At 69.1% G+C, this 23,693-nt stretch carries 21 protein-coding genes and 1 tRNA gene; all 22 read left to right on the forward strand.

What is annotated here, in order from left to right; translation table 11 throughout:
• Nucleotides 1-154: 154 nt before the first annotated feature.
• The 22 genes from EDC82_RS04445 (at nt 155) to atpA (ending at nt 23,616) form a co-directional block, all read left to right on the forward strand.
• Nucleotides 155-1,507 carry a hemolysin family protein gene (locus EDC82_RS04445; RefSeq protein ID WP_006946029.1) on the forward strand — a complete coding sequence of 451 codons (1,353 nt, stop codon included), beginning with the start codon at nt 155-157 and terminating at the stop codon, nt 1,505-1,507.
• Nucleotides 1,504-2,610 (forward strand): hemolysin family protein, encoded by a 1,107-nt coding sequence (locus EDC82_RS04450; protein ID WP_006945979.1) that lies wholly within the window; start codon nt 1,504-1,506, stop codon nt 2,608-2,610. Before EDC82_RS04445 ends, EDC82_RS04450 begins: the two co-directional genes overlap by 4 nt.
• Before the next feature lie 60 nt (nt 2,611-2,670).
• Nucleotides 2,671-2,742, forward strand: a tRNA-Arg gene (locus EDC82_RS04455).
• 375 nt (nt 2,743-3,117) lie between these two features.
• Nucleotides 3,118-3,846: a hypothetical protein gene (locus tag EDC82_RS04460; protein ID WP_131940713.1), complete on the forward strand. Its 729-nt coding sequence runs from the start codon at nt 3,118-3,120 to the stop codon at nt 3,844-3,846.
• Between the two features lie 133 nt (nt 3,847-3,979).
• Entirely contained in the window at nt 3,980-5,347 is a 1,368-nt protein-coding gene (lysA, locus tag EDC82_RS04465; protein WP_062257145.1) for a diaminopimelate decarboxylase, read from the forward strand.
• A 1-nt stretch (nt 5,348) separates the two neighbouring features.
• The gene (locus EDC82_RS04470; RefSeq protein WP_131940715.1) at nt 5,349-6,701 is read left to right on the forward strand and encodes a homoserine dehydrogenase; all 1,353 of its coding nucleotides are present in this window, start codon (nt 5,349-5,351) and stop codon (nt 6,699-6,701) included.
• Between the two features lies 1 nt (nt 6,702).
• On the forward strand, nt 6,703-7,806 hold the full coding sequence (gene thrC, locus EDC82_RS04475; protein ID WP_131940717.1) for a threonine synthase: 1,104 nt from the start codon (nt 6,703-6,705) through the stop codon (nt 7,804-7,806).
• A gap of 77 nt (nt 7,807-7,883) precedes the next feature.
• On the forward strand, nt 7,884-8,777 hold the full coding sequence (locus tag EDC82_RS04480; protein WP_235006111.1) for a homoserine kinase: 894 nt from the start codon (nt 7,884-7,886) through the stop codon (nt 8,775-8,777).
• Between the two features lie 337 nt (nt 8,778-9,114).
• Nucleotides 9,115-11,196 (forward strand): transcription termination factor Rho, encoded by a 2,082-nt coding sequence (gene rho, locus EDC82_RS04485; protein ID WP_235006275.1) that lies wholly within the window; start codon nt 9,115-9,117, stop codon nt 11,194-11,196.
• Nucleotides 11,197-11,425: 229 nt separating this feature from the next.
• Nucleotides 11,426-11,641: a 50S ribosomal protein L31 gene (gene rpmE, locus EDC82_RS04490; RefSeq protein WP_006945964.1), complete on the forward strand. Its 216-nt coding sequence runs from the start codon at nt 11,426-11,428 to the stop codon at nt 11,639-11,641.
• Nucleotides 11,642-11,752: 111 nt separating this feature from the next.
• The gene (gene prfA / locus EDC82_RS04495) at nt 11,753-12,841 is read left to right on the forward strand and encodes a peptide chain release factor 1 (RefSeq protein WP_062257153.1); all 1,089 of its coding nucleotides are present in this window, start codon (nt 11,753-11,755) and stop codon (nt 12,839-12,841) included.
• Nucleotides 12,838-14,289, forward strand: coding sequence for a peptide chain release factor N(5)-glutamine methyltransferase (gene prmC, locus EDC82_RS15245; protein WP_160126189.1), 1,452 nt, complete (start codon nt 12,838-12,840; stop codon nt 14,287-14,289). Before prfA ends, prmC begins: the two co-directional genes overlap by 4 nt.
• Before the next feature lie 239 nt (nt 14,290-14,528).
• Nucleotides 14,529-15,302, forward strand: coding sequence for a hypothetical protein (locus EDC82_RS04505; protein WP_131940723.1), 774 nt, complete (start codon nt 14,529-14,531; stop codon nt 15,300-15,302).
• Nucleotides 15,303-15,311: 9 nt separating this feature from the next.
• Complete coding sequence (locus tag EDC82_RS04510) at nt 15,312-16,229, forward strand: L-threonylcarbamoyladenylate synthase (protein ID WP_074041225.1); 918 nt, start codon at nt 15,312-15,314, stop codon at nt 16,227-16,229.
• A 10-nt stretch (nt 16,230-16,239) separates the two neighbouring features.
• On the forward strand, nt 16,240-17,514 hold the full coding sequence (gene glyA, locus EDC82_RS04515; RefSeq protein WP_131940725.1) for a serine hydroxymethyltransferase: 1,275 nt from the start codon (nt 16,240-16,242) through the stop codon (nt 17,512-17,514).
• A gap of 16 nt (nt 17,515-17,530) precedes the next feature.
• Nucleotides 17,531-18,634, forward strand: coding sequence for an MraY family glycosyltransferase (locus EDC82_RS04520; protein WP_131940727.1), 1,104 nt, complete (start codon nt 17,531-17,533; stop codon nt 18,632-18,634).
• 101 nt (nt 18,635-18,735) lie between these two features.
• The gene (locus EDC82_RS04525; RefSeq protein WP_062257498.1) at nt 18,736-19,200 is read left to right on the forward strand and encodes a hypothetical protein; all 465 of its coding nucleotides are present in this window, start codon (nt 18,736-18,738) and stop codon (nt 19,198-19,200) included.
• A 139-nt stretch (nt 19,201-19,339) separates the two neighbouring features.
• A complete protein-coding gene (atpB, locus tag EDC82_RS04530) occupies nt 19,340-20,149 on the forward strand; it encodes a F0F1 ATP synthase subunit A (protein WP_074041227.1) in 810 nt (269 codons plus the stop codon).
• A 74-nt stretch (nt 20,150-20,223) separates the two neighbouring features.
• On the forward strand, nt 20,224-20,436 hold the full coding sequence (gene atpE, locus EDC82_RS04535; RefSeq protein WP_062257494.1) for an ATP synthase F0 subunit C: 213 nt from the start codon (nt 20,224-20,226) through the stop codon (nt 20,434-20,436).
• 45 nt (nt 20,437-20,481) lie between these two features.
• The gene (locus tag EDC82_RS04540) at nt 20,482-21,087 is read left to right on the forward strand and encodes a F0F1 ATP synthase subunit B (RefSeq protein ID WP_074046545.1); all 606 of its coding nucleotides are present in this window, start codon (nt 20,482-20,484) and stop codon (nt 21,085-21,087) included.
• Complete coding sequence (locus EDC82_RS04545; protein WP_062256364.1) at nt 21,087-21,899, forward strand: F0F1 ATP synthase subunit delta; 813 nt, start codon at nt 21,087-21,089, stop codon at nt 21,897-21,899. Before EDC82_RS04540 ends, EDC82_RS04545 begins: the two co-directional genes overlap by 1 nt.
• A gap of 82 nt (nt 21,900-21,981) precedes the next feature.
• Complete coding sequence (gene atpA / locus EDC82_RS04550) at nt 21,982-23,616, forward strand: F0F1 ATP synthase subunit alpha (RefSeq protein WP_038570542.1); 1,635 nt, start codon at nt 21,982-21,984, stop codon at nt 23,614-23,616.
• Nucleotides 23,617-23,693 lie beyond the last annotated feature (77 nt).

The raw sequence follows: 23,693 nt of genomic DNA on the forward strand, positions 1-23,693 counted from the left end.
CACCCTATCGCTCCCGCGCCGCCGCCGCGAGAGGCGGTCGGTGGTGAGGTGGCCCACCCCGGCGCGAGACTGCGCGGGCCTCGCCGGTCGAGGCCAGCCCGGGAGGTGGAACGAGCCCGGTGAACGGCTGCGCCCGTGGTAATTTCACTGCGTCATGACGCAGTGGATATTGATCCTCCTCGGAGTTGTCCTCACGCTCGGAACGGCACTGTTCGTCGCCACCGAGTTCTCTCTCGTCGCGCTGGATCGTCACTCCGTCCAGCGCGCCATCGACGACGGCGACGAACGCGCCCGCCCCGTCCTCGCCTCGCTGCGCGGGCTGTCGACGCAGCTGTCGGCCGCGCAGGTCGGCATCACCCTCACGACGCTGATCCTCGGCTTCATCGTCGAACCCAGCGTCGGTGCGTTGCTGCGCACCCCGTTGGCGGCCATCGGCGTCACCGGCGGCGCGGCCTCGGCGACCTCGACCGTCCTCGCGATGGTTCTCGCCTCCGCCTTCTCGATGATCTTCGGTGAACTCGTCCCGCAGTTCCTTGGTATCTCCGCGCCTCTTCGCGTCGCCAAGATCGTCGCGCGGCCCGTACAGGTGTTCGCCGCCCTCTTCAAGCCGCTCATCGTCGTGCTCAACGGATCGGCGAACCTGCTGCTGCGCTCCATGGGCATCGAACCGCAGGAGGAACTGTCCGCCGCCCGCACGCCGCAGGAGCTGAGCTCCATGGTGCGTCGCAGCGCCGAGGCCGGCACGATCGAGGAGGGCACCGCGCACCTGCTGACGCGCTCGCTCAACTTCGGTGAGCGCACCGCGTCCGACGTCATGAGCCCGCGCGTGCGCTGCGAGGCCGTCGATCGCGACGCGACGGCGGATGACGTCGTCCGGCTAGCGAGGTCGACGGGCCACTCGCGCTTCCCGGTGCTGGGGGAGGACTGGGACGACGTCCACGGTGTCGTCCACGTCAAGAAGGCCATCGCCGTGCCCGTCGAACGCCGCGGCGATGTGCCCGTCACCGCTCTCATGGTCAAGCCGACTTTCGTGCCCGAGACGATCACGCTCGAACCGCTGCTCGTGCTCCTGCGTGGCGCGGGGCTGCAGCTCGCCATCGTCATCGATGAGTACTCCGGAACCTCGGGCCTGGTGTCGCTCGAGGACGTCATCGAAGAGATCGTCGGTGAGGTCAGCGACGAGCACGACAAGCTGCACGACGCGAGCCGTCACCTGCCCGACGGGTCCTGGACGGTGCCCGGGCTGTGGCGCCCCGACGAGGTCGTCGATCGCATCGGCGCGCCCGTGCCCGACGATCGCGCCTACGAGACGCTCGGTGGTTACGTCATGCAACAGGTCGGCCGCATTCCCGAGGTCGGGGACGAACTCATGCTGCCGGGATGGCGCCTGCGCGTCGTGTCGATGGACGGCCGGCGCGTCAACCGCGTCCGGTTCACCCCGGCGGTGCAGGGGCAGTCGATGGACGATGTCATCGGCGGCGCAACCCGGGCCGGTGAGGCCCGATGATGCTCTGGATCTCGCTCCTGCTGCTGCTCGGCAACGCGTTCTTCGTGGGCGCCGAGTTCGCCGTCATGGCAGCGCGGCGCTCGCAGCTCGAACCGATGGCCGCGGAGGGCTCGAAGCGCGCCTCTGCGGCGTTGGAGGCCCTCGAGAACGTCGCCTCGCTGCTCGCCTGCGCGCAGCTCGGCATCACGGTCTGCTCGGTGCTGCTGGGTGCCGTCGCCGAGGACGCGGTGCACCACCTCATCGCCGGCCCCCTCGAGGCGACGGGCATGCCGGACGGGCTGACGCACGTCGTCAGCCTGCTGCTCGCGCTGCTCATCGTCGCGTACTTCCACGTCGTGCTCGGTGAGATGGTGCCGAAGAACCTCGCCATCGCCGGGCCCGACCGGGCAGCGTTGCTGCTCGCGCCCGCACTGCTGTGGGTGACGAAGGCGATCCGCCCGCTCGTCACGGTGCTCGAGAACGTCAGCAAGGCCATCGTGCGACGCATGGGCATCGAACCGCAGGACGAGGCGGCCTCGACGTTCTCGACCGAGGAGGTCGAGATGATCGTCGAGGAGTCGCACCGAGAGGGTCTGCTCGAGTCGGGGCAGGAGCGCCGCGTGCGTGAGGCCCTCGAGTTCACCGACAAGGTCGCGAGCGACGTGGCCGTGCCGCTCGACTCGCTCGTCACGCTCTCGTTGGGCGCGACGCCCGCCGATGTCGACGCGATGGTCGCCAAGCACGGGTTCTCGCGCTTCCCGGTCATGACGACGTCGGGGGAGCTGCGCGGTTACATCCACCTCAAGGACGTGCTATACGCGCAGGACGAGGCGTACACCGAGCCTGTTCCGCCGCGCCGCATCCGGCTGCTCGCGACGGTGCGTCCCGGGGACGAGGTCGAGGACGTGCTCGTCACGATGCAGAACTCGGGCGCGCACCTCGCGCGCGTCGTCGGTGACGACGGGCGCACGAGCGGTGTCGTGTTCCTCGAGGACGTGCTCGAGGAACTCGTCGGCGAGGTCGCGGACGCGACGCAGCGCTTCGACGCGCGCGCGTTGGCCGGAGCGTCGCGGGCCGAGTCGGCGTCGGTCGTCCGGGCTGACCAGGCGCGCCCGCGCGCGTGATGATGCCCGCCGTCGCCGGGAACTGCTGGTAAGGTTTCGTCTCGCGCTCCTGGAGCGCATGCCCCCTTAGCTCAGGGGATAGAGCACCGCCCTCCGGAGGCGGGAGCGCAGGTTCGAATCCTGCAGGGGGCACAAGACGAACGGAGGCCCGATCCGGCCGCGCGAAGCGCGGCCGGATCGGGCCTCCGTTCGTCTTGTATCAAGCTCGAAGGATTCGGGAGGACGACGAGCGTAGCGAGGAGGGCGGGTCCTGCAGGGGGCGTTGTCGCGGCCTGCGATCAAGCCGGCGTGGCATACCCTGGCCCGGTGATGTCGGCAGATCCTTGGGTAGCGCTGGATCGCGACGTCGGGGTGTCTGTCTTTTTTTCCGTGGATGCCGACGGGCGGGTCGTCACCCCTGCGCCGCGTGTCGCGGCGTCGCGTGAGCGCTCCGCCACCGATCGAGATGACTTGGGCAGGGCTCAGCGGATCGCCGCACTCATCACCGCGCACCTGGGGCTATCGGCTGTGGCTCGACCCTCTGGCGGAAACGTCGAGGTCGACCTGTCGTCGGACGGGTGGCTCGGTCGCTGCGGGGCCGAGACGGGCATCATCGCCGGCGCGGCCGCAGACGTCCGCCGCGCCCGCCCGCCGCTGCGCTCCTTCGGCCAGAGCCTCACCTGGGACGCCGTCGCACAGGACGTCGGCCTCGACGCGCTCGTGTGGGCGTCGCTGCTCAGTGCGTCCAAGACGCCACCGCTGACGTTGGGGCAGCGCCTCGACGACCTGTCGAGCCGCCGCGACGCGAACCCCCTCGCTCGTGCCCGCCGTGCTCAGGCAGCCGCGATGTTACGGCTCGAGGCCGCGACCGGACTGCTCGACAGCGGCGCCCTTGACGCCGACACCTTCGACGTAGAGCCCCTGGCCTACGGAGACGGCGCCGACACCCCGGCCCGCGACGACCTCGCCGTCGGCGGTTCTGCCGCTCTCTTTCGTTCGCCGGACGGTGGGGACCACGTCACCCCCGCACCGTTGCGGGTGGCTGTTCTCCTCACCTCCCGGGCGTTTCACGACGCGGCGCGCACCGGCCGCACCCGTCCTGCGTTGCTCGCGATCGACGATCTGGCGGTGGCGATGCTGCGTCACGTCGAGGCTGCGCCCGTCACGCGGACGGATGTGCCCGCGCTGAGCGCGGCCCGTAGCATCGTGCGAGAAACCCTGGACGCTGCCTGCGTCGCAGCGCCCGTGCCGTACTGAACGCGTCGATCCTCGATGCGGCCGGCGGCGGTGGGCGTGCGATCGCTGCGGGTCCGATCCGCGCGCAGCGGGGGCTGCCGGGCCGTTTCGGCGCAGCGCCGTCCCCCTCGCGAGAAGGCAGCAAGGAGACCACGTGAGCGTCAGGTCGGCCGCCCCCACGGGCGCCCTCGAGCAGATCGTGTGGCCGCGCACCGCGCGCCGCCGTGATGACGGCGTCGTCGAGATCGCCGGCATCGGCCTCGACGAGATCGCCGAACGCTTCGGCACGCCGGCGTACGTCATCGACGAGGCCGACGTCCGCAGCCGCGCCCGTGCCTACCGTGAGGCGTTCGCGCGTGCGTTCGCGGCCATCGGCACCCAGGCGGACGTGTACTACGCGGGCAAGGCGTTCCTGTCGTCGCACGTCGCGCAGTGGGTCACCGAGGAGGGGCTGCGCCTCGACGTCTGCTCGGGGGGTGAGCTCGCGATCGCGAAGAAGGCGGGCGTGCCGGGCGAGAACATCGGCATGCACGGCAACAACAAGGGCGTCGCCGAGATCGACGACGCCCTCGCGTACGGCGTCGGGCGCATCGTCGTCGACTCGTTCGAGGAGATCGACCGCGTCGCCGACGCCGCTGCGCGCCACCACATCACGGCGCCTGTCATGATCCGCGTCAAGCTCGGCGTCGAAGCGCACACTCACGAGTTCATCGCGACGGCGCACGAGGACCAGAAGTTCGGTTTCTCCGCCGCCGACGGCCAGATCGGTGACGCCGTCGCCCGCGTCCTCGCCCGCCCGGAGCTTCACCTGCTCGGCTTCCACAGCCACATCGGCAGCCAGATCTTCGAGTCCGCCGGCTTCAAGGAGGCCGCGACGCGCCTCATCGCCCTGCAGTTGCAGGTCGCGAAGGAGCACGGCGTCGAACTGCCGGAGCTCGACCTCGGCGGCGGTTTCGGCATCGCCTACCTGCCCAGCGACGCACCGCTCGACCCCGCCGAGATGGCGACGCAGCTCGCCAACATCGTGCGCGAGGCGTGCCAGAACGCCGACGTCCCGGTGCCGCGCGTCTCGATCGAGCCGGGCCGCAGCATCGTCGGCCCCGGCGGCGTGACGCTCTACCGCGTCGGCACGGTGAAGCTCGTTCAGGCGAGCGACGACCTCGTGCGCACGTACGTCAGCGTCGACGGTGGCATGAGCGACAACGCGCGCCCCGCGCTCTACCAGGCCGACTATCACGCGGCGCTCGCGAACCGCGGCGGCAGCGACGAGCTGACGCCGACCCGCGTCGTCGGCAAGCACTGTGAGAGCGGCGACGTCGTCGTGCGCGACATCGACTTCCCGTCCGACACCCGTGACGGCGACCTCGTCGTCGTCGCCGCGACCGGCGCCTACTGTCGTGCGCTGGCCTCGCAGTACAACCACGTCCCGCGCCCACCCGTCATCGCGGTCGCGGACGGCGACGCTCGCGTGCTGCTGCGCCGCGAGACGATCGACGACCTGCTCGCCCTCGAAGGGGAATGACATGACCACCACCGCATTCGCCATGCCGTCCGACTCGACGACCCCGCGCGAGCCGATCACGATCGCGCTGCTCGGCAGCGGCGTCGTCGGCACGTCCGTCGCCCGCGAGCTGACCCAGAACGCCGCCGATTTCGAGGCCCGTATCGGTGCGCCGCTGCAGATCGTCGGCGTCGCGGTGCGCGACACGCGCAAGGACCGCTCGGAGACGGGCCTGCCGGCCGACGCCTTCACGACGGACGCGCAGGCGCTCGTCGACGGTGCCGACATCGTCGTCGAGCTCATGGGTGGTGACGAGCCCGCCAAGAGCCTCATCACGCGCGCCCTGAGCAACGGCTCGAGCGTCGTCACGGCCAACAAGGCCCTGCTCGGCAGCGATGGCCCGGAGCTGTACCAGCTCGCGATGGATCACGGCGTCGACCTGTCCTACGAGGCCGCCGTCGCGGGCGCCATCCCGCTCATCCGTCCGTTGCGCGAGTCGCTCGCGGGCGATGGGGTGACGAAGGTGCTCGGCATCGTCAACGGCACGACGAACTTCATCCTCGACAAGATGCACCGCACCGGCGCCGACCTGGAGGACGTGCTCGCCGAGGCGCAGGAGCTCGGTTACGCCGAGGCCGACCCGACGGCCGACGTCGAGGGCTACGACGCGCAGGCGAAGGCCGCCATCCTCGCCTCCCTCGCGTTCCACACGCGCGTGCGCACGAGTGACGTGCACGTCGAGGGCATCATGAACATCACGGCGGAGGACATCACCGCCGCGCGCCGCGCGGGCTGCGTCATCAAGCTGCTCGCGATCGCCGAGAAGGTCGAACGCGGCGAGGCAGACGGGGGAGCGGGCGTCAACGTCCGCGTCCACCCCGTCCTGCTGTCGCGCTCGCACCCGCTCGCGAGCGTGCATGAAGCATTCAACGCGGTCTTCGTCGAGACGAAGCTCGCCGGGGAGCTGATGTTCTACGGCCGCGGGGCGGGCGGCGACCCGACGGCGTCAGCCGTCCTCGGCGACATCGTCCAGGCCGCGCACCACCGCGTCACCGGCGGGCGCGGCTCGGGGGAATCGGCCTACGCCGACCTGCCGATCCTGCCGATCGGCGAATCCCTGACGCGTTACGTCGTTCGCGTCGAGGTCGCCGACGAACCGGGCGTCCTCGGGCGCGTGACGAGCGCGTTCGGCGAGCACGGCGTCTCCATCGAGAGCATGCGCCAGGGCGTGCGCCGCTCCGAGGATGGCCTCGCCTCCCTCACCTTCATGACCCACCAGGCGCCGGAGGCCGCGCTCGCGGCCACGGTCGACTCGATCAAGAAGCTCGCGGACGTCGACTGCGTCTCGTCCGTGCTTCGCGCAGAAGGAAACTGACATGGCTCACCTGTGGCGCGGCGTCATCACCGAGTACGCCGAACGACTTCCGATGCTCGACGGTGCTCCCGTCGTCACGCTCGGGGAGGGCGGCACTCCGCTCATCCCGGCGGAGAAGCTGAGCGAGCGGGTCGGTACGCGCGTGTTCGTCAAGTACGAGGGCCTCAACCCGACCGGTTCGTTCAAGGACCGCGGCATGACGACGGCGATGTCGATGGCCGCGAAGAACGGCGCGAAGGCCGTCATCTGTGCCTCGACGGGCAACACGTCCGCCTCCGCCGCGGCCTACGCGACGAAGGCCGGCATGACGTGCGCCGTCCTCGTGCCCGACGGCAAGATCGCGATGGGCAAGCTCAGCCAGGCCATCGCGCACGGCGCGCAGCTGCTGCAGGTCGACGGCAACTTCGACAACTGCCTCGACGTCGCGCGCAAGCTGGCCGAGAGCTACCCCGTAGAGCTCGTCAACTCCGTCAACCCGGCCCGCATCGAGGGCCAGAAGACGGCCAGCTTCGAGATCGTCGACGCGCTCGGCGACGCGCCCGACATCCATGTCCTGCCCGTCGGCAACGCCGGCAACATCACGGGTTATTGGAAGGGCTACCGCGAGTACGCGGCGCCGTTCACGACCGCCGACGGCCGCGAGCTCGCCGCCGTCGCGACGAAGACCCCGGCGATGTGGGGCTTCCAGGCCGAGGGCGCCGCGCCGCTCGTCGCGGGCCACCCGTTCGACGAGCCGGAGACGATCGCAACGGCCATCCGCATCGGCAACCCCGCATCGTGGAAGCAGGCCGAGCAGGCCCGCGACGACTCGGGCGGCGTCATCGACGCCGTCAGTGACGACGAGATCCTCGCCGCGCACCGCATCCTGTCGAGCGAGGAGGGCATCTTCGTCGAACCGGCGTCGGCCGCCTCGATCGCCGGGTTGCTCAAGATGAGCGACGCGGACCGCGTGCCCGCGGGCGCGACGATCGTCTGCACCGTCACCGGGCACGGCCTGAAGGATCCGCAGTGGGCCCTGCGAGGCGCCGACGGCGACGACATCCAGCCCGAGCGCGTCTCCGCCGACGCCTACTCCGTGGCGCGCGCGCTCGGCCTCGACGCCTGACGATGGCCCGTTCGCTCAGCGCCTCCCGCCTCCGGCCGAGCCGCACGCCTCAGGTCGGGTCGACGGCGCACGTTCGCGTGCCCGCGAGCACGGCGAACCTCGGGCCGGGTTTCGACTCGATCGGCATGGCCCTCGACGTCTGGGACGACGCGCGCGCCGAGGTGACGGACGGCGGCCTCGTCGTCGACGCGCGCGGCAGCGGCGCGGGTGAGGTGCCGCTCGACGGCTCGCACCTTGTCGTGCGCTCGATGGGGGCGGCATGGGAAGCGCTCGACGTCGCGCCGCCCGCAGGGCTGGAGCTGAGGTACACAGGCGCCGTGCCGCACTCGCGCGGCCTGGGCAGTTCGGCGACGGCGATCGTCGCGGGCGTCGCGCTCGCGACGGCGCTCGCCGGGCACGATCTCGACGACGCCGCGACGCTCGCGTTCGTCAATGACGTCGCCTCGAGCATCGAGGGCCACCCCGACAACGCGTCGGCCTCCGTCTACGGCAGCGTGACGGTGAGCTGGGCCGACGTGCTCGAGGGCCCCGACGCGCCGCGCGACTGGCACACCGCCGTCCTGCGCCCGCACCCCGATGTCGTGCCCGTCGTCATCGTCCCGGCGCAGCGCCTGTCGACGGCGACGGCTCGCGCCGCGTTGCCCGAGAGCGTCCCGCTCGCCGTGGCGGCGCGCAATTCGGGTCGTGCAGCGCTGCTGGCTCACGCGATCACCACCGAGCCGTCGCTACTCATGCCCGCGACGCTCGATGCCCTGCACCAGGAGCAGCGCCGTTCGGCCTACCCGGATTCGATGGCGCTCGTCGACGCGCTGCGTGACGCGGGCGTCCCCGCCGTCATCTCGGGCGCGGGTCCGACGGTGCTTGCGCTGGCATCACGTTTCGCCCTGAGGGCGGTGCACGATGTCGCTCGGGGCGGCGAGGTGCTCGAACTGAGCGTTCCGACGCGCGGAATCACCCCCATGTCGCGCTGATCCGCCGCCGGGGTGTACCGTTTTGGTGCACCCGGGTGGTGCTCGAGTTCGACCATGCCACACGACGCGACGCTGTCGTCGCGCCAGGCCCGTGACCTCTGGGTCACCGTTCTCGCCTCAGCCTCGCTGCAGGTCATCATTCGCTTCCAGGTGCGCTGTTCCCGTCTGTGCTGTCATTCCGACGGCGGGAACCAGGGGTCTGATCTGAACGGCCCCTGAACTTCATCCCGCCCGCGCTCTTCGTCGCGGGCCGAACGAGGGGGAAGGAACCTTCGTGTCAGAACAACCGTCTGCGCCCGCCCCGGCCCAGAGCAGCCCGCGCGGAGCGCTCTCCGTGATGCGTCTCGACGAACTCAAGCAGCTCGCGCAGAGCATGGGCATTCCCGGCATCTCCAAGATGCGCAAGGTCGACCTCGTGACGGCGATCCGCGCCGCGCGCGCCGAGGCCAACGGTGTCGGCGGCAGCCGCGCCAAGGCCGCGGGCGTCACCTCGACCGCTCCGACGGCCCGTCGCGCCACGAGCGAGCAGGCCGAGGCTGCGCCGTCTGCCACCGAGGCGCCCCGCCGTGAGCAGGGCGACGCTCCGGCGCCGCAGGATGACGAGCCCGGCCGCGCCACTCGTGACGCCGGCGCTCGCGAAGGCGACGCTGCCTCCCGCGAGGGTGAGCGTTCCACGCACGACGAACAGGAGCAGCCGCGCGAGCAGCGCACCCGTCGTGGCCGCCGCGGTGGCGAGGAGCGCAAGCGCGCCTCCGAGAACTCAGGTTCCGACCAGGGCGACGCTCAGCGTGAAGGTGCCGCGCAGGACACCGGCTCCGAGAACGACGCCGACGGCAAGACCGTCGATGGCAAGAACGTCGACGCCAAGGACGACGCCTCGAACGGCGAGAGCCGTGGCCGTCGTGACGGCGAACGCGACGAGCGTCGTCAGCGCCGCGAGAACGGCTCGAACGAGCCCTCCGGTGACAAGAACTCCGACGGCGGCGCTCGCCGCGAGCGTCGCGACAACAGCGACAGCGCCTCGGGCGAGAACGGCCGCGACAAGCGCGACAACCGCGACTCCGGCAACAACAGCGGCAACGGCGGCTCCAACCGTCGCGAGCGCAACAACGAGCGCAACCACAACAACGATGACGACGAGCGCGGTGGCCGTCGTCGCCGTCAGCGCGGCCGCGACCGCGACCGCGACCGGGGCGAGCGCGGCAACAACCGTCGCGGGCGCAACCGCGACTACGACGACGACGCTCCCGAGGTGCGCGAGGACGACGTCCTCATTCCCGTCGCGGGCATCGTCGACGTCCTCGACAACTACGCGTTCGTGCGCACGACCGGTTACCTCGCCGGCCCGACGGACGTCTACGTCCCGATGAACATCGTGAAGAAGAACGGGCTGCGCAAGGGTGACGCCGTCACCGGCGCGGTGCGTGCGCTGCGCGAGGGTGAGCAGTTGCCGGCGCGTCAGAAGTTCAACGCGCTCGTGCGTCTCGACTCCGTCAACGGCATGACGGTGGAGCAGGCGAAGAAGCGTGTCGAGTTCGGCAAGCTGACGCCGCTGTACCCGCAGGAGCGCCTGCGTCTCGAGACGACCCCGAACGTGCTGACGACTCGCATGATCGACCTCGTCTCGCCCGTCGGCAAGGGCCAGCGTGGCCTCATCGTCGCCCCGGCGAAGGCGGGCAAGACGATGGTCATGCAGTCGATCGCCAACGCGATCACGACGAACAACCCCGAGTGCCACCTCATGGTCGTCCTCGTCGACGAGCGTCCCGAAGAAGTCACCGACATGCAGCGCGCGGTCAAGGGTGAGGTCATCGCCTCCACCTTCGACCGTCCGGCGACGGACCACACGACGGTCGCGGAGCTCGCCATCGAGCGTGCCAAGCGCCTCGTCGAGATGGGCCACGACGTCGTCGTGCTGCTCGACTCGATCACGAAGCTCGGGCGTGCCTACAACCTCGCCGCCCCGGCGAGCGGTCGCATCCTGTCCGGTGGTGTCGACTCGGCCGCGCTGTACCCGCCGAAGAAGTTCTTCGGTGCGGCGCGCAACATCGAGAACGGCGGCTCGTTGACGATCCTCGCGACGGCTCTCGTCGAGACGGGTTCGAAGATGGACGAGGTCATCTTCGAGGAGTTCAAGGGCACCGGCAACATGGAGCTCAAGCTCGACCGTCAGCTCGCGAACCGCCGCATCTTCCCGGCCGTCGACGTCAACAACTCGTCGACGCGTCGCGAGGAGATCCTGCTGTCGGGCGAAGAGCTCAAGATCATGTGGAAGCTGCGTCGCGTGCTCGCTGCCCTCGACCAGCAGCAGGCCGTCGAACTGCTCATCGACCGTCTCAAGAAGACGAAGAGCAACGTCGAGTTCCTCATGCAGGTGCAGCAGACGTCGAACATCAAGCTCGACGACGAGGACAACTGATCCACGCCTGACGACGTCACCTGACGACGCCCCCGAGACCCGACGCCCCTGCGGCGAGTGGTCACGGGGGCGATCGTGTCGGGCGGGGTGGCGGCGGGAATGGTTCGTCCCACCTCGATGTTTTGAACCATGTCAGGCGATCTGGCAAGATTGTTTGTTGGCTTCCGGTTCACGTCCACCATCCCGGTGATGACGACCCGGCGGCATCCTCAACAGCTAGGAGAACCCCGTGAAGAAGAACCTTCACCCCGAGTACACCGCCACGACGGTGTCCTGCACCTGCGGCAACACGTTCGAGACGCGCAGCACGTCGAAGAGCGACAAGATGAACGTCGAAGTGTGCTCCAACTGCCACCCCTTCTACACCGGCAAGCAGAAGCTCATGGACACGGGTGGTCGTGTCGCCCGCTTCCAGGCTCGCTACGGCAAGAAGGACGCCAAGTAGTCTTCGCACCACGCCGACCCCAGCCCATCAGGGCGGGGTCGGCGTTTTGCATTCCCGTGGACGCCGCCTGCCGGCGCTGCGCCCCCATCACTTCAGTCCGCGAGGAGCGTCATGCTTGATTCCGCCGCCACGATCGTCGCCGAGTACGACGATCTCGAGAAGCAGCTGGCCGAACCGGCGACGCATGCGGACCCGACGCTGATGCGCCGCCTCAACAAGCGTTACGCGGCCCTCGCACCGACCGTCGCCGCTTATCACGCCTGGAAGATCGCGCAGGACGACCTCGGTGCGGCAGAAGAGCTGGCCGACGAGGACGCCGCGTTCGCCGCGGAGCTGCCGGCGTTGCAGACCCATCTGGAGGCGAGCGCCGACAAACTGCGCACGCTCCTGCTGCCGCGCGACGAGGACGATGAGCGCGATGTCGTCCTCGAGGTCAAGGCCGGCGAGGGCGGCGCCGAGTCGGCGCTGTTCGCCGGCGACCTCGTCCGCATGTACCTGCGTTACGCGGAACGCCGCGGTTGGAAGGCCGAGATTGCCGACGCGACCGACGCCGATCTCGGCGGGTACAAGGACGCCCGCATCACGGTCCGCGCGAAGGGGCTGCCCGAACCGGGCGAGGCCCCGTGGGCGCGCCTCAAGTACGAAGGCGGCGTGCACCGCGTGCAGCGCGTGCCCGTCACCGAGAGTCAGGGCCGCATCCACACGAGCGCGGCGGGCGTCCTCGTCATGCCGGATCTCGACGAGGACGACGACGAGATCGAGTTCGGCCCGAACGACCTCAAGATCGACGTCTATCGCAGCTCCGGCCCGGGTGGGCAGAGTGTCAACACGACCGACTCGGCCGTGCGCATCACCCACCTGCCGACGGGTGTCGTCGTCAGCTGCCAGAACGAGAAGTCGCAGCTGCAGAACAAGGAGTCCGCGCTGCGCGTGCTCAAGGCGCGGCTGCGTCAGATGGAGATCGAGCGCAAGGAAGCGGAGGCCTCGGCCGCGCGCAAGTCGCAGGTGCGCACGGTCGACCGCAGTGAGCGCATCCGCACGTACAACTTCCCCGAGAACCGGATCGCAGATCACCGCACGGGCTACAAGTCGTACAACCTCGACGCGGTGCTCGACGGCGATCTCGACGCCGTCGTCCAGTCGGCGCTCGACGCCGACGAGGCGGCGCGTCTCGCAGCAGTGGGGGAGTCGGGGGCGTGACGGCGTTGCGCGCGACGCTGCGTCGTGCTGCAGCGCGGCTCGCGGACGCCGGCATCGAATCCGCGGATCGTGATGCGGCGCTGCTGCTCGCCCATGTTCTCGGGTGCGAGCTGGGCGAGGTGCGCCGTCGCGAGGTGCTCGGCCACGAGCTCAGCGACGGGGACATGGCCCGCTTCGAGGCGCTCGTCGACGAGCGCGCACGGCGTGTTCCGCTGCAGCACCTGACGGGTCGGGCGCCTTTCCGCAGCCTGGAGTTGCGTGTCGGCCCTGGCGTGTTCGTGCCGCGCCCCGAGACGGAGATGCTCGTCGATGCCGCCCTCGAGGCGGCCCCGTACGGGGGGCGCATCGTCGATCTGTGTACCGGATCGGGCGCCATCGCCCTGGCGATCAAGGCCGAGCGTCCCGACCTCGAGGTCTACGCCGTCGAACTCTCCGAAGAAGCGGCGGCGTGGGCAGCGTTGAACTGCAAGCAGATCGGCCTCACTGTCAACTTGAGCGTTGAGGATGCGCGCCAGGCTCTACCTGAGCTCGAGGGTAGTTTCGACGTCGTCGTGAGCAACCCGCCGTACGTGCCCACCGGCATGGTGCCGATCGACCCCGAGGTTGCCGAGCACGACCCTGAGATTGCGCTGTACGGCGGTAGCGAGGACGGCCTTCGCTTTCCGCTCGAGATCGCCGAACGCGCCGCGCACCTGCTGAAGCCCGGCGGTCTGCTCGTCATGGAGCATGCAGACGCCCAGGGCGAATCCCTGCCCGAGGCGTTGCTCGATCGGCGTGGTTTCGAGTGGGCGCGGGACGAGGCCGACCTCGCCGGCAAGCCCCGCATGACGCTGGCCCGCCGTGAGGGCGGTTCGCGCTTCGAGGTGCCCACAAGCCCCGCAGAACGCCCGGTGAGGCGCCGCGCGACCGTCAGGCTGCTCGTGCTCGATCACGCCGGCGACGTGCTCCTCTACGAGGATTCCGACCAGGGCCTCACCCCGCCCGCGACGTGGTGGTCGACCCCGGGTGGCGGCATCGACCCCGGAGAGAGCGAACGCGACGCCGCGGTGCGTGAGTTGTTCGAGGAGACCGGTTTGCAGGTCGAGGCCGATGCCTTCGTCGGGCCGATCGCGCGGCGCCGCGTCGTCCACGGGTACTCCGATTCGGTCGTGCGTCAGGACGACGTGTTCTACGCCGTGCGCACGACACGCTTCGAGCCCGACCCGGGGGCGCTCACGCCCGAGGAGCAGGTGACGATGCAGCGCTGGCGCTGGTGGTCGGTTCGCAACCTCGAGACGACGAGCGAACGAGTGTGGCCGCGCGAGATCGCGGCCCTCGTCAGCGCCCGGGCGACGCCGGACGCGACAGCGGGTAGCGCCACGTCTGTCGACGAACTGCAGCCCGACGAAACCGTCGCACTCGACGACGTCGAGGAGTCGAGCGTCCCCGTCGCCCTCGGCCACCGCTGAGGCACACACCGCGAGGTCGGCGTCAGGGCCTGCGCCTCTTCTGATGTCGGTCTCGCACCGCCCCGCCCTGCGTCTCGGCCACCGTCACGATGTTGGCCGAGGACGCCGCGTCAGCGCGCTGGTGCGGCCTCGCCAGCCGGCGGCGAGGACGTGTGTGCGCCACGGACCCGGGCTTAGAGTGGGAGCCGAATCGCGCCGCCTGCAGCGTGCTGGGCGGCCTCGGACGTGAGGAACGCACCATGGGGATCTTCGATCGTCTCTTCGGTCGTGGGGGAGCCCAGCCGGGCTTCGGTCAGCAGCCGGGATACGGGCAGTCCGCGTATCCGGCGCAGGGCAACCAGCAGCAGGGGTATGCCCAGCAGGGCTACCCGTGGCAGGCGTCGAGCGCGCCTCGTCAGACGCCGGGCGCGTCGATGACCGAGGACGAGCGCGCCATCGCCCGCTACGAGTACATGCTCAAGACGGCGCCGCCGGAGGAGATCGAGAAGGCGCACGCCGAGGCGTTCGCCAAGTTGACGCCGGAGCAGCGTCAGCAGGTGCTCACGCGTCTCGCGACCGACAGCCCGCAGGATGCTCCGCAGAGCGCAGACCCGCAGGCGCTGGCGCGGGCTGCGACTCGGGCCGAGATGCGTCAGCCCGGGTTCCTCCAGAGCTCATTCGGTGGTTACGGCATGGGCGGCGGCTTCGGTCGCGGCGGCATGGGGATGGGGATGGGCGGCATGGGCATGGGCTCGATGCTGCTCACGAGCGTCGCCGGCGCCTTCGTCGGCACCGCCATCGCCGATGCGATGTTCGACGACTGGGGCAACGACTTCGATTCCCACGACATGCAGGACGCATATCAGGATGGCTACCAGGACGGTGGGGGCGACGGCGGCGGAAACGACGTTGCCGACGGTGGCGGATTCGACGGCGGCCAGGACTTCGCCGGGGGCAGCGACTTCGGCGGGTTCGACGGGGGCGACTTCGGTGGGGGAGACTTCGGGGGCGACATGGGTGGTTTCGACTTCTAGGAGAGTGGCGTGAGCCCCGTTTTCGACGTTTCCGGTTCGGATGAGCGCGAGCGCGCCATCGAGGCGGCGCATGCTGCCGTCGGCGAGGGCAAACTCGTCGTCCTGCCCACCGACACGGTGTACGGCGTCGGCGCCGACCCCTTCAACCCTGACGGCGTCGCGGCGCTGCTCGCGGCGAAGGGGCGTGGGCGCGACAAGCCGCCGGCCGTCCTCGTGCCGAACCCGGCGACGGTCGAGGGCCTCGCGATGAACGTGCCGTCCTACGCGCGTCGCCTCATGGAGCGCTTCTGGCCGGGCGGGCTGACGTTGATCTTCCGTGCGCAGCCGTCGCTCATGTGGGATCTGGGTGACACGAACGGCACGGTCGGGTTGCGCATGCCTGATCACGAGATCGCGCTCGAACTGCTGCAGACGACGGGGCCGCTCGCCGTCAGCTCGGCGAACCGCACGGGCCAGCCGCCGGTCACGACGATCACGGAGGCCGGTTTCGCGTTCGGCCCGGCGGTCGAGGTTTATCTCGACGGGGGAATGTGCGACGACGGGTTGCCCAGCACGATCCTCGACTGCACCAAGCCCGACCCCGTCATGCTGCGCCGCGGCACGATCACTCCGGCACAGCTGCGTGAGGTGCTCGGGCCCATCGACCTGCTCGACTCGACGGGTGCGCCGCTGTCCGAGACACCCCAGGATGCCCCGGAAACGGACAACCCGCACCAGCACGAGTCGGCCTCGAACCCCGCGCCCGAGTCGACCGACGACGAGCGCACGGCCGAACGTCAGCGTCTCGAGGCCATGGGAGCTCGCGCGCGGGCGGGCGAGGCGACGCAGGCCATCCCGCTCGGCGGCATCGGAGCGGAACCGCCGTTCGAGCCCGAGAGCGTGACGAGCGTGGAGCTTCCTGGCCGCCCGGGCGAGCAGAACCACTAAGGTGGCGAGCATGACGACCCCGTTCTACGGCTCCGACTACGCCGCCCTCGAATCCTTCGACCCCGACATCGCCGGTGTCCTCATCTCCGAGCTCGACCGCCTGCGCGGCGGCCTGCAGCTCATCGCGAGTGAGAACATGTCCAGCCCGGCCGTCCTCACCGCGCTCGGTTCGACGCTGAGCAACAAGTACGCCGAGGGTTACCCCGGCCGTCGCTACTACGGTGGCTGCGCCGAGGTCGACAAGGCCGAGACGATCGCCATCGAGCGTGCGAAGGCGCTGTTCGACGCCGAGCACGCCAACGTCCAGCCCCACTCGGGTGCCTCGGCGAACCAGGCCGTGTACGGCGCGTTCATGAACCCCGGTGACACGATCCTCGCGATGAGCCTGCCCATGGGCGGCCACCTCACGCACGGCACGAAGGTGTCCTTCTCGGGCAAGTGGTTCAACGCCGTCGGCTACGGCGTCGACCCCGAGACGGAGGACATCGACTACGACGAGGTCGAGCGTCTCGCCAAGGAGCACAAGCCGAAGGTCATCCTCGCGGGCGGCTCCGCCATCCCGCGTCTCATCGACTTCGAGCGCATCCGCGCCATCGCCGACGAGGTCGGCGCGATCTTCTGGGTCGACGCGGCTCACTTCATCGGTCTCGTCGCCGGCAAGGCGATTCCGTCGCCGGTGCCGCACGCCGACGTCGTCTCGTTCACGACGCACAAGGTGCTGCGCGGCCCCCGCTCGGGCGCCATCGTCTGCAAGGAAGAGCACGCGAAGGCGATCGACAAGGCCGTCTTCCCGATGATGCAGGGTGGCCCGCAGATGCACACGATCGCGGCGAAGGCCGTGAACTTCAAGGAGTGCGCGACGCCCGAGTACCAGCAGTACGCGAAGGACGTCATCGCCAACTCGCAGCGTCTCGCCGAGGGGCTCAAGGCCAAGGGCATCCGTCCGACGACGGGCGGCACGGACACGCACCTGTCGCTGCTCGATCTGCGTGACGTCGACGTCACCGGCACCGACGCCGAACTGCGCTGCGACGTCGCGGGCATCACGCTCAACAAGAACGCGATCCCGTTCGACCCGCAGAAGCCGAACATCGCCTCGGGCATCCGCGTCGGCACCCCGTCCGTCACGACGCAGGGCATGGGCCTTGCCGAGATGGACGTCATCGCCGACGTCATCCACCGCGCCGTCACCGAGACGGACGGCACGCCCGAGCACCCCGTCGCGCAGGAGATCCGCGAGCAGGTCACCGATCTCGTCACGCGTTTCCCCGCCTACCCCCGCTGAAATCTGACCGCCTGCCGTGCGTGAGTACGTCCTCATCAGCGTCGTCGCTGCGATCGTCACGTTCGTGATGACGCCGCTCGCACGGTGGTCGGCAGTTCGCTTCGGGGCGGTGACGCAGGTGCGTGCGCGTGACGTGCACGCCCTGCCGATCCCGCGGCTCGGGGGAGTGGCGCTGTTCGTCGGCTTCCTCGCGGCCGTCGGTGTCGCCTCGCGGCTGCCGTACCTGTCGCACGTGTTCGACAGTCGCGAAGCCATCGGCACGACGATCGCCGCGGCCATGATGTGCGGGCTCGGCGCGTGGGACGACTTCGCGGAGCTCAACTGGGCCATCAAGTTCGGTGGTCAGACGCTCGCGGCCTGCGTCCTCGTCGTCTCGGGCGTGCAGTTTCTCTTCCTGCCGCTGGGGGAGCAGACCGTCCTGCCGACGCCGGTGCTCGTCGTGCTGTCGGTGCTCGTCATTCTCGTCATCGTCAACGCCGTGAACTGGGTTGACGGTCTCGACGGTCTCGCAGCCGGCATGGTGGGCATCGCCTCGTTCTCGTTCTTCGTCTACGCCTACCAACAGGCCGTGCAGTGGGGCGACAAGTCGGTGTTCACGACGTCAGCCTTCATCGCGGCGGCGACGGTGGGTGTCTGCGTCGGCTTCCTGCCGCACAACTTTCATCCGGCGCGGTTGTTCATGGGGGACGCCGGCTCGTTGCTCCTCGGCACGCTCATCGCGGCCGCCACGATCTCGTTCGCCGGCAACCTCGACCCGGCGGCCGTCTCCGGTTCGGGTGACGCCTCCGTCGCGTTCCTGCTGCCGCTGCTCGTGCCCCTCGCGATCCTCGCGGTGCCGCTGTGGGATTTCGCCGCGGCCATCGTGCGTCGCCTGCGCTCCGGGCAGAAACCGTGGGAGGCGGACGGTCGCCACCTGCACCACCGCATGCTGAAGATCGGGCACACGCACCGCGCGGCCGTGCTCATCCTCTACCTGTGGTCGATCGGCATCGCCCTCGGCCTCGTCTCGATGGCGTACTGGCCCGTCGAGCGCTCGCTCGCCGCCCTCACGGGGCTGACGGTCCTCGCCTTCGCGCTGACGTGGGGGCTGCCCCGTTGGCGACGCCGCAAGGCCTTGTGATAGTTTTCACAAGCAGGTTCAGGTGATGGATTCACCCTGGTGACGAGCCCGAACCCGACGACGTGATCCCCGCGCCAACGCAGATTGTGAGCCCTTCCTCCATGGACTCCGCCTCCACCTCGCACCCGGTGACCAACGTGTCGCCGTTCGCTGCGATGCTGCGTGATTCGCTCGTGCCGAGTGCCGCAGTGGGCGTCGTCTGCGCGGTCGTGTTCGCAGTGCTCAACGGCGTGGCCGGGGGAGTGTCGTCACTGTTCGGCACGGTTCTCGCCCTCGCCTTCTTCGCGAGTGGTCTGCTCGTCCTTCGTACGCTGCGCACGCTCAGCCCGGTCGCCATCATGGCTGCGGCGATGGCGGTCTTCTTCGCCCAGGTGATCGTTCTCGGCGTCGTCCTCGTCCTCGCGACGAAGGTGGAATCCCTCGACGGGCCTGCAACGGGCATCACCGTCGCCATCGTGGTCGTGGCCTGGCAGATCTTCCAGGTGCGCTCGTTCATGCGGACGCGGCAGTACGTCTACGACCCGGACGCGTCAGGCGCTTCGACGACGAGCGGCGGCTCCCAGTGAACCGCGGCACAGCGTCGGGTAGGATACGCAGTGTCTCCGGCGTGCACCTCGAGCCGCCGACCAGCCCGAGAGGGCAGGGGCGGTTCCACTGCAACAGACACACTGAACTTTTTTGCTGGATGCTGACTGAGGAGAATTTGTGAGCTTCATCGCGGGCGCTGCCCTGGTTGCCGACGGGGAGTCGTTCAAGTCCCCGGGCACGAGCGATTTCTGGTGGCCCCTGATCGGTGGCGACAGCAACTGGGCCATCACGCGCCCCGCCGTGGTCTTCCTCGTGTCGGCCCTGCTCATCGGCTGGTTTTTCGTCACCGTGACGGGCAAGAAGCTCTCAGTCGTGCCGAGCAAGCGTCAGTTCATCGCCGAGGGTGTCTACGACTTCGTGCGCAACACGATCGGGCGCGACATCATCGGCTCGAAGGACTTCATGCGGTTCCTGCCGCTGTTGTTGACTTGCTTCACCCTGATCCTGTTCAACAACGTGGCCGGAATCATCCCCTTCATCCAGTACCCGAGCACGGGTCGCATCGGGTTCCCGATCGTCCTCACGCTCATCGTGTACGTCACGTACCACGTCGCGGCGGTCAAGGCGAAGGGCGGCTTCGGCAAGTACATGGGCTCGCTCATCCCCCCGGGCCTGCCGGGGTGGCTCAAGCCGATCATGTTCGTGCTCGAGTTCCTCACGTACTTCCTCATCCGCCCGCTGACGCTGGCGCTGCGACTCTTCGGCAACATGATGGCGGGGCACCTCATGCTCCTCGTGTTCATCGTCGGCGGTGAGTACCTCCTCCTGCACGGCGGCAACATCGGCCTCAACGGTGCCGGCGTTCTCTCGTTCGCCGCGGCCATCCTGATGTCGTTCTTCGAACTGCTCATCGAGTTCCTGCAGGCCTTCATCTTCACCATGCTTGCCGCTCTGTATCTCGCAGACGCGGTCTCCGATCACCACTGATCGGCACTCTGTACCCCTTCTGAACCTCAGCGACACCGGGAAAAGGTCCCGGTGCCACTCGAAAGGAAAAGCACATGACCGGCGACATCGCATTCCTCGGCTACGGACTCGCTGCTATCGGCCCCGGCATCGGTATCGGTCTGATCTTCGCCGCCTACATCAACGGTGTGGCGCGTCAGCCCGAGGCCCGCAACATGCTGCAGACCATCGCCTTCACCGGCATGGCGCTCACCGAGGCACTCGCCATCCTTGGTCTGGTCTTCGCGTTCGTCTTCCAGGGCAAGTAAGTCCTGCTCGAACTGACCAGTCCCCCCAACAGATAGGAAGCCAAGGTGTTCCTCGCATCTGAAGGTGCAGGTTGGCCGGAGAAGCTGCCGCTGCTCCCGCACCCCGCCGAGATGATCATCGGGCTCATCGCCTTCGCGATCCTGTACTGGCTGTACAAGACGAAGGTCGTTCCGAACATGGAGCGCATGTACGCGGAGCGTACGGCGTCCATCGAGGGCGGCATCGCCAAGGCGGAGGAGGCCCAGAAGGAGGCCGCCGCCGCCAAGCAGCAGTACGAGTCGCAGCTCGCCGACGCGCGTGCTGAGGCGGCCAAGATCCGCGAGGACGCCCGCGCCCAGGGTGCGGCCATCATCGCGGAGAGCCGTGAGCAGGCCGGCGCCGAAGCCGCCCGCATCACCGAGAACGCGACGAAGCAGATCGCGGCCGAGCGTCAGCAGGCCTTTGTCCAGCTGCGCAGCGAGCTCGGTGGCCTGTCCACCGAGCTCGCCAGCCGCATCGTCGGTGAGTCGCTGCACGACGAAGCCCGTCAGAAGGGCATCGTCGACCGGTTCCTCGCCGAGCTCGAGGCGGGCAGAATCCGTCCCGAGTCCGCCACCGCCGGCTCCGAGGCCGCCGCCTCGAGCGCAGGCAGCACGCGGGTCGAAGCCTGATGCAGGGTTCGTCGAGGACGGCTCTCTCCGCGGCCCGGCAGGTGCTCAACGGCACCCTGTCCGGCCCCGGTGACCCGATGAACACGGCTCGTGAGCTCTTCGCGGTCGTCGACGTCATCGATTCCAACGCGACGCTGCGTCGCGCGCTGGGTGACCCGTCGCGCGAGAGCGAGGCCAAGCGTGGCCTTGTCCAGCGTCTGTTCAGCGGCAAGATCGGCTACGACGCGATGGCGGTCGTGACGGCTGTCGCCGGTGAACGCTGGTCGAGCGAGCGCGACCTCAGTGACGCTCTGGAGCGTCTTGCGGTCGAGGCCGCCACCGCTTCGGCGGAGAAGGCCGGTCGCGCGGATGCTTTCGAGAACGAGCTGTTCCGCTTCGAGCGGACCGTCGCTTCCGACGCGGGCCTCAGGGATGCCCTGTCCGACCGCTCTCGCAGCGGTGCGGACAAGGCCGGGCTCGTCGCCCGTCTGCTTGAGGGCAAGGTCGCCCCCGAGACGGCGCTGCTCGCCACTCGCGCCGCAGGCTCCCCCCGTGGGCGCGGTTTCGAGCGGGCCATCGAGGAGTTCCTCGAGGGCGTGGCCGGGCGCCGCGGCCAGTCGAGCGCGATCGTCACGAGTGCGGTCGAGCTGACCCCGGAGCAGAACGAGCGGCTGCGCGCGGCTCTGACGAAGATGTACGGCAAGCCCGTGCAGACGAACGTCGTCATCGACCCCTCGGTCGTCGGCGGCATCAAGGTGGCTGTCGGTGACGACGTCATCGACGGAACGATCGCGCGTCGCCTCGACGAGGCCCGCGCGCACCTGTCCGGCTGATCGACGCCCAAAGAATTGCCGCATCCGCGGCCCTGAGCCAAGAAGCACGGCGCCCGATGCGGGCCCATGACAAGGAGTGATGATGACGGAGCTTTCGATCCGTCCGGAGGAGATCCGGGATGCACTGAACGGTTACGTTCAGTCCTACGAGCCCGGCGCGGCCTCCCGTGAAGAGGTCGGCCGCGTCGTCGATGCCGCTGACGGCATCGCACACGTCGAGGGTCTTCCCTCGGCCATGACCAACGAGCTGCTTCAGTTCGAAGACGGCACGCTCGGTATCGCCCAGAACCTCGACGTCCACGAGATCGGCGTCGTCATCCTGGGTGAGTTCGGCGGCATCGAAGAAGGCCAGAGCGTCAAGCGCACGGGCGAGGTCCTCTCGGTTCCCGTCGGTGACGCGTTCATGGGCCGCGTCGTCAACCCGCTCGGTCAGCCGATCGACGGCCTGGGCGACATCGAGGCCGAAGGCCGTCGCGCCCTCGAGCTGCAGGCGCCCACCGTCGTCCAGCGCAAGTCGGTCCACGAGCCGCTCATGACGGGCATCAAGGCGATCGACGCCATGACGCCGGTCGGTCGCGGTCAGCGTCAGCTGATCATCGGTGACCGCAAGACGGGCAAGACGACGATCGCCACCGACACGATCATCAACCAGAAGCAGAACTGGGAGACGGGCGACCCGTCGAAGCAGGTTCGCTGCATCTACGTCGCCGTCGGTCAGAAGAACTCGACTGTCGCCGAGGTCCGCGCCACGCTCGAAGAGGCCGGCGCGATGGAGTACACGACGATCGTCAACGCTCCGGCGGGTGACGCGGCGGGCTTCAAGTACCTCGCTCCGTTCACCGGTTCGGCCATCGGCCAGCACTGGATGTACCAGGGCAAGCACGTCCTCATCGTGTTCGACGACCTGAGCAAGCAGGCTGAGGCCTACCGCGCCATGTCGCTGCTGCTGCGCCGTCCGCCGGGCCGCGAGGCCTACCCCGGTGACGTGTTCTACCTGCACTCGCGTCTGCTCGAGCGTTGCGCAAAGCTGTCGGACGACCTTGGTGCCGGTTCGATGACGGGTCTGCCGATCATCGAGACGAAGGCCGGCGACGTCTCGGCCTACATCCCGACGAACGTCATCTCGATCACGGACGGCCAGATCTTCCTCCAGGCCGACCTGTTCAACGCCAACCAGCGCCCGGCTGTCGACGTGGGTATCTCCGTGTCGCGTGTCGGTGGTGCGGCCATGACGAAGGCCATGAAGGCCGTCACCGGTTCGATCAAGGTCGACCTCGCGCAGTTCCGCGAGATGCAGGCGTTCGCCATGTTCGCCTCCGACCTCGACGCCGCGTCGCGCCGTCAGCTCGCTCGCGGTGAGCGTCTCATGGAGATGTTCAAGCAGCCGCAGAACAGCCCGTACCCGGTCGAGGACCAGGTCGCGTCGCTGTGGGCCGGTACGACGGGCAAGTTCGACGATGTCAAGACCGAGGACGTGCAGCGCTTCGAGGCCGAGTGGCTCGAGTACATGCACCGCAACCACGGTGAGTTCATGATGGCGATCCGCGAGAGCGGCAAGCTGGCCGACGACGGCAAGGACGTCTTCGCCGGTGCGATGGACGACTTCCGCAAGCAGTTCCAGGCGTCGTCCGACCACGGTGGTGAGGGTTCCGAGCAGTTCGACGAGATCGCTGCGGACCACATCAACCAGGAGAAGATCACCAAGCACAAGCCGTGATCTTCGTGATCGCACCTCGGCGGGTGTGACGAGCACCCGCCGAGGTCGGCCGCCAGGTCGACACCACCACCCAAGCC

This window comes from Dermacoccus sp. SAI-028 (assembly GCF_004346775.1).
GTDB classification, from domain to species: Bacteria; Actinomycetota; Actinomycetes; order Actinomycetales; family Dermatophilaceae; genus Dermacoccus; species Dermacoccus nishinomiyaensis.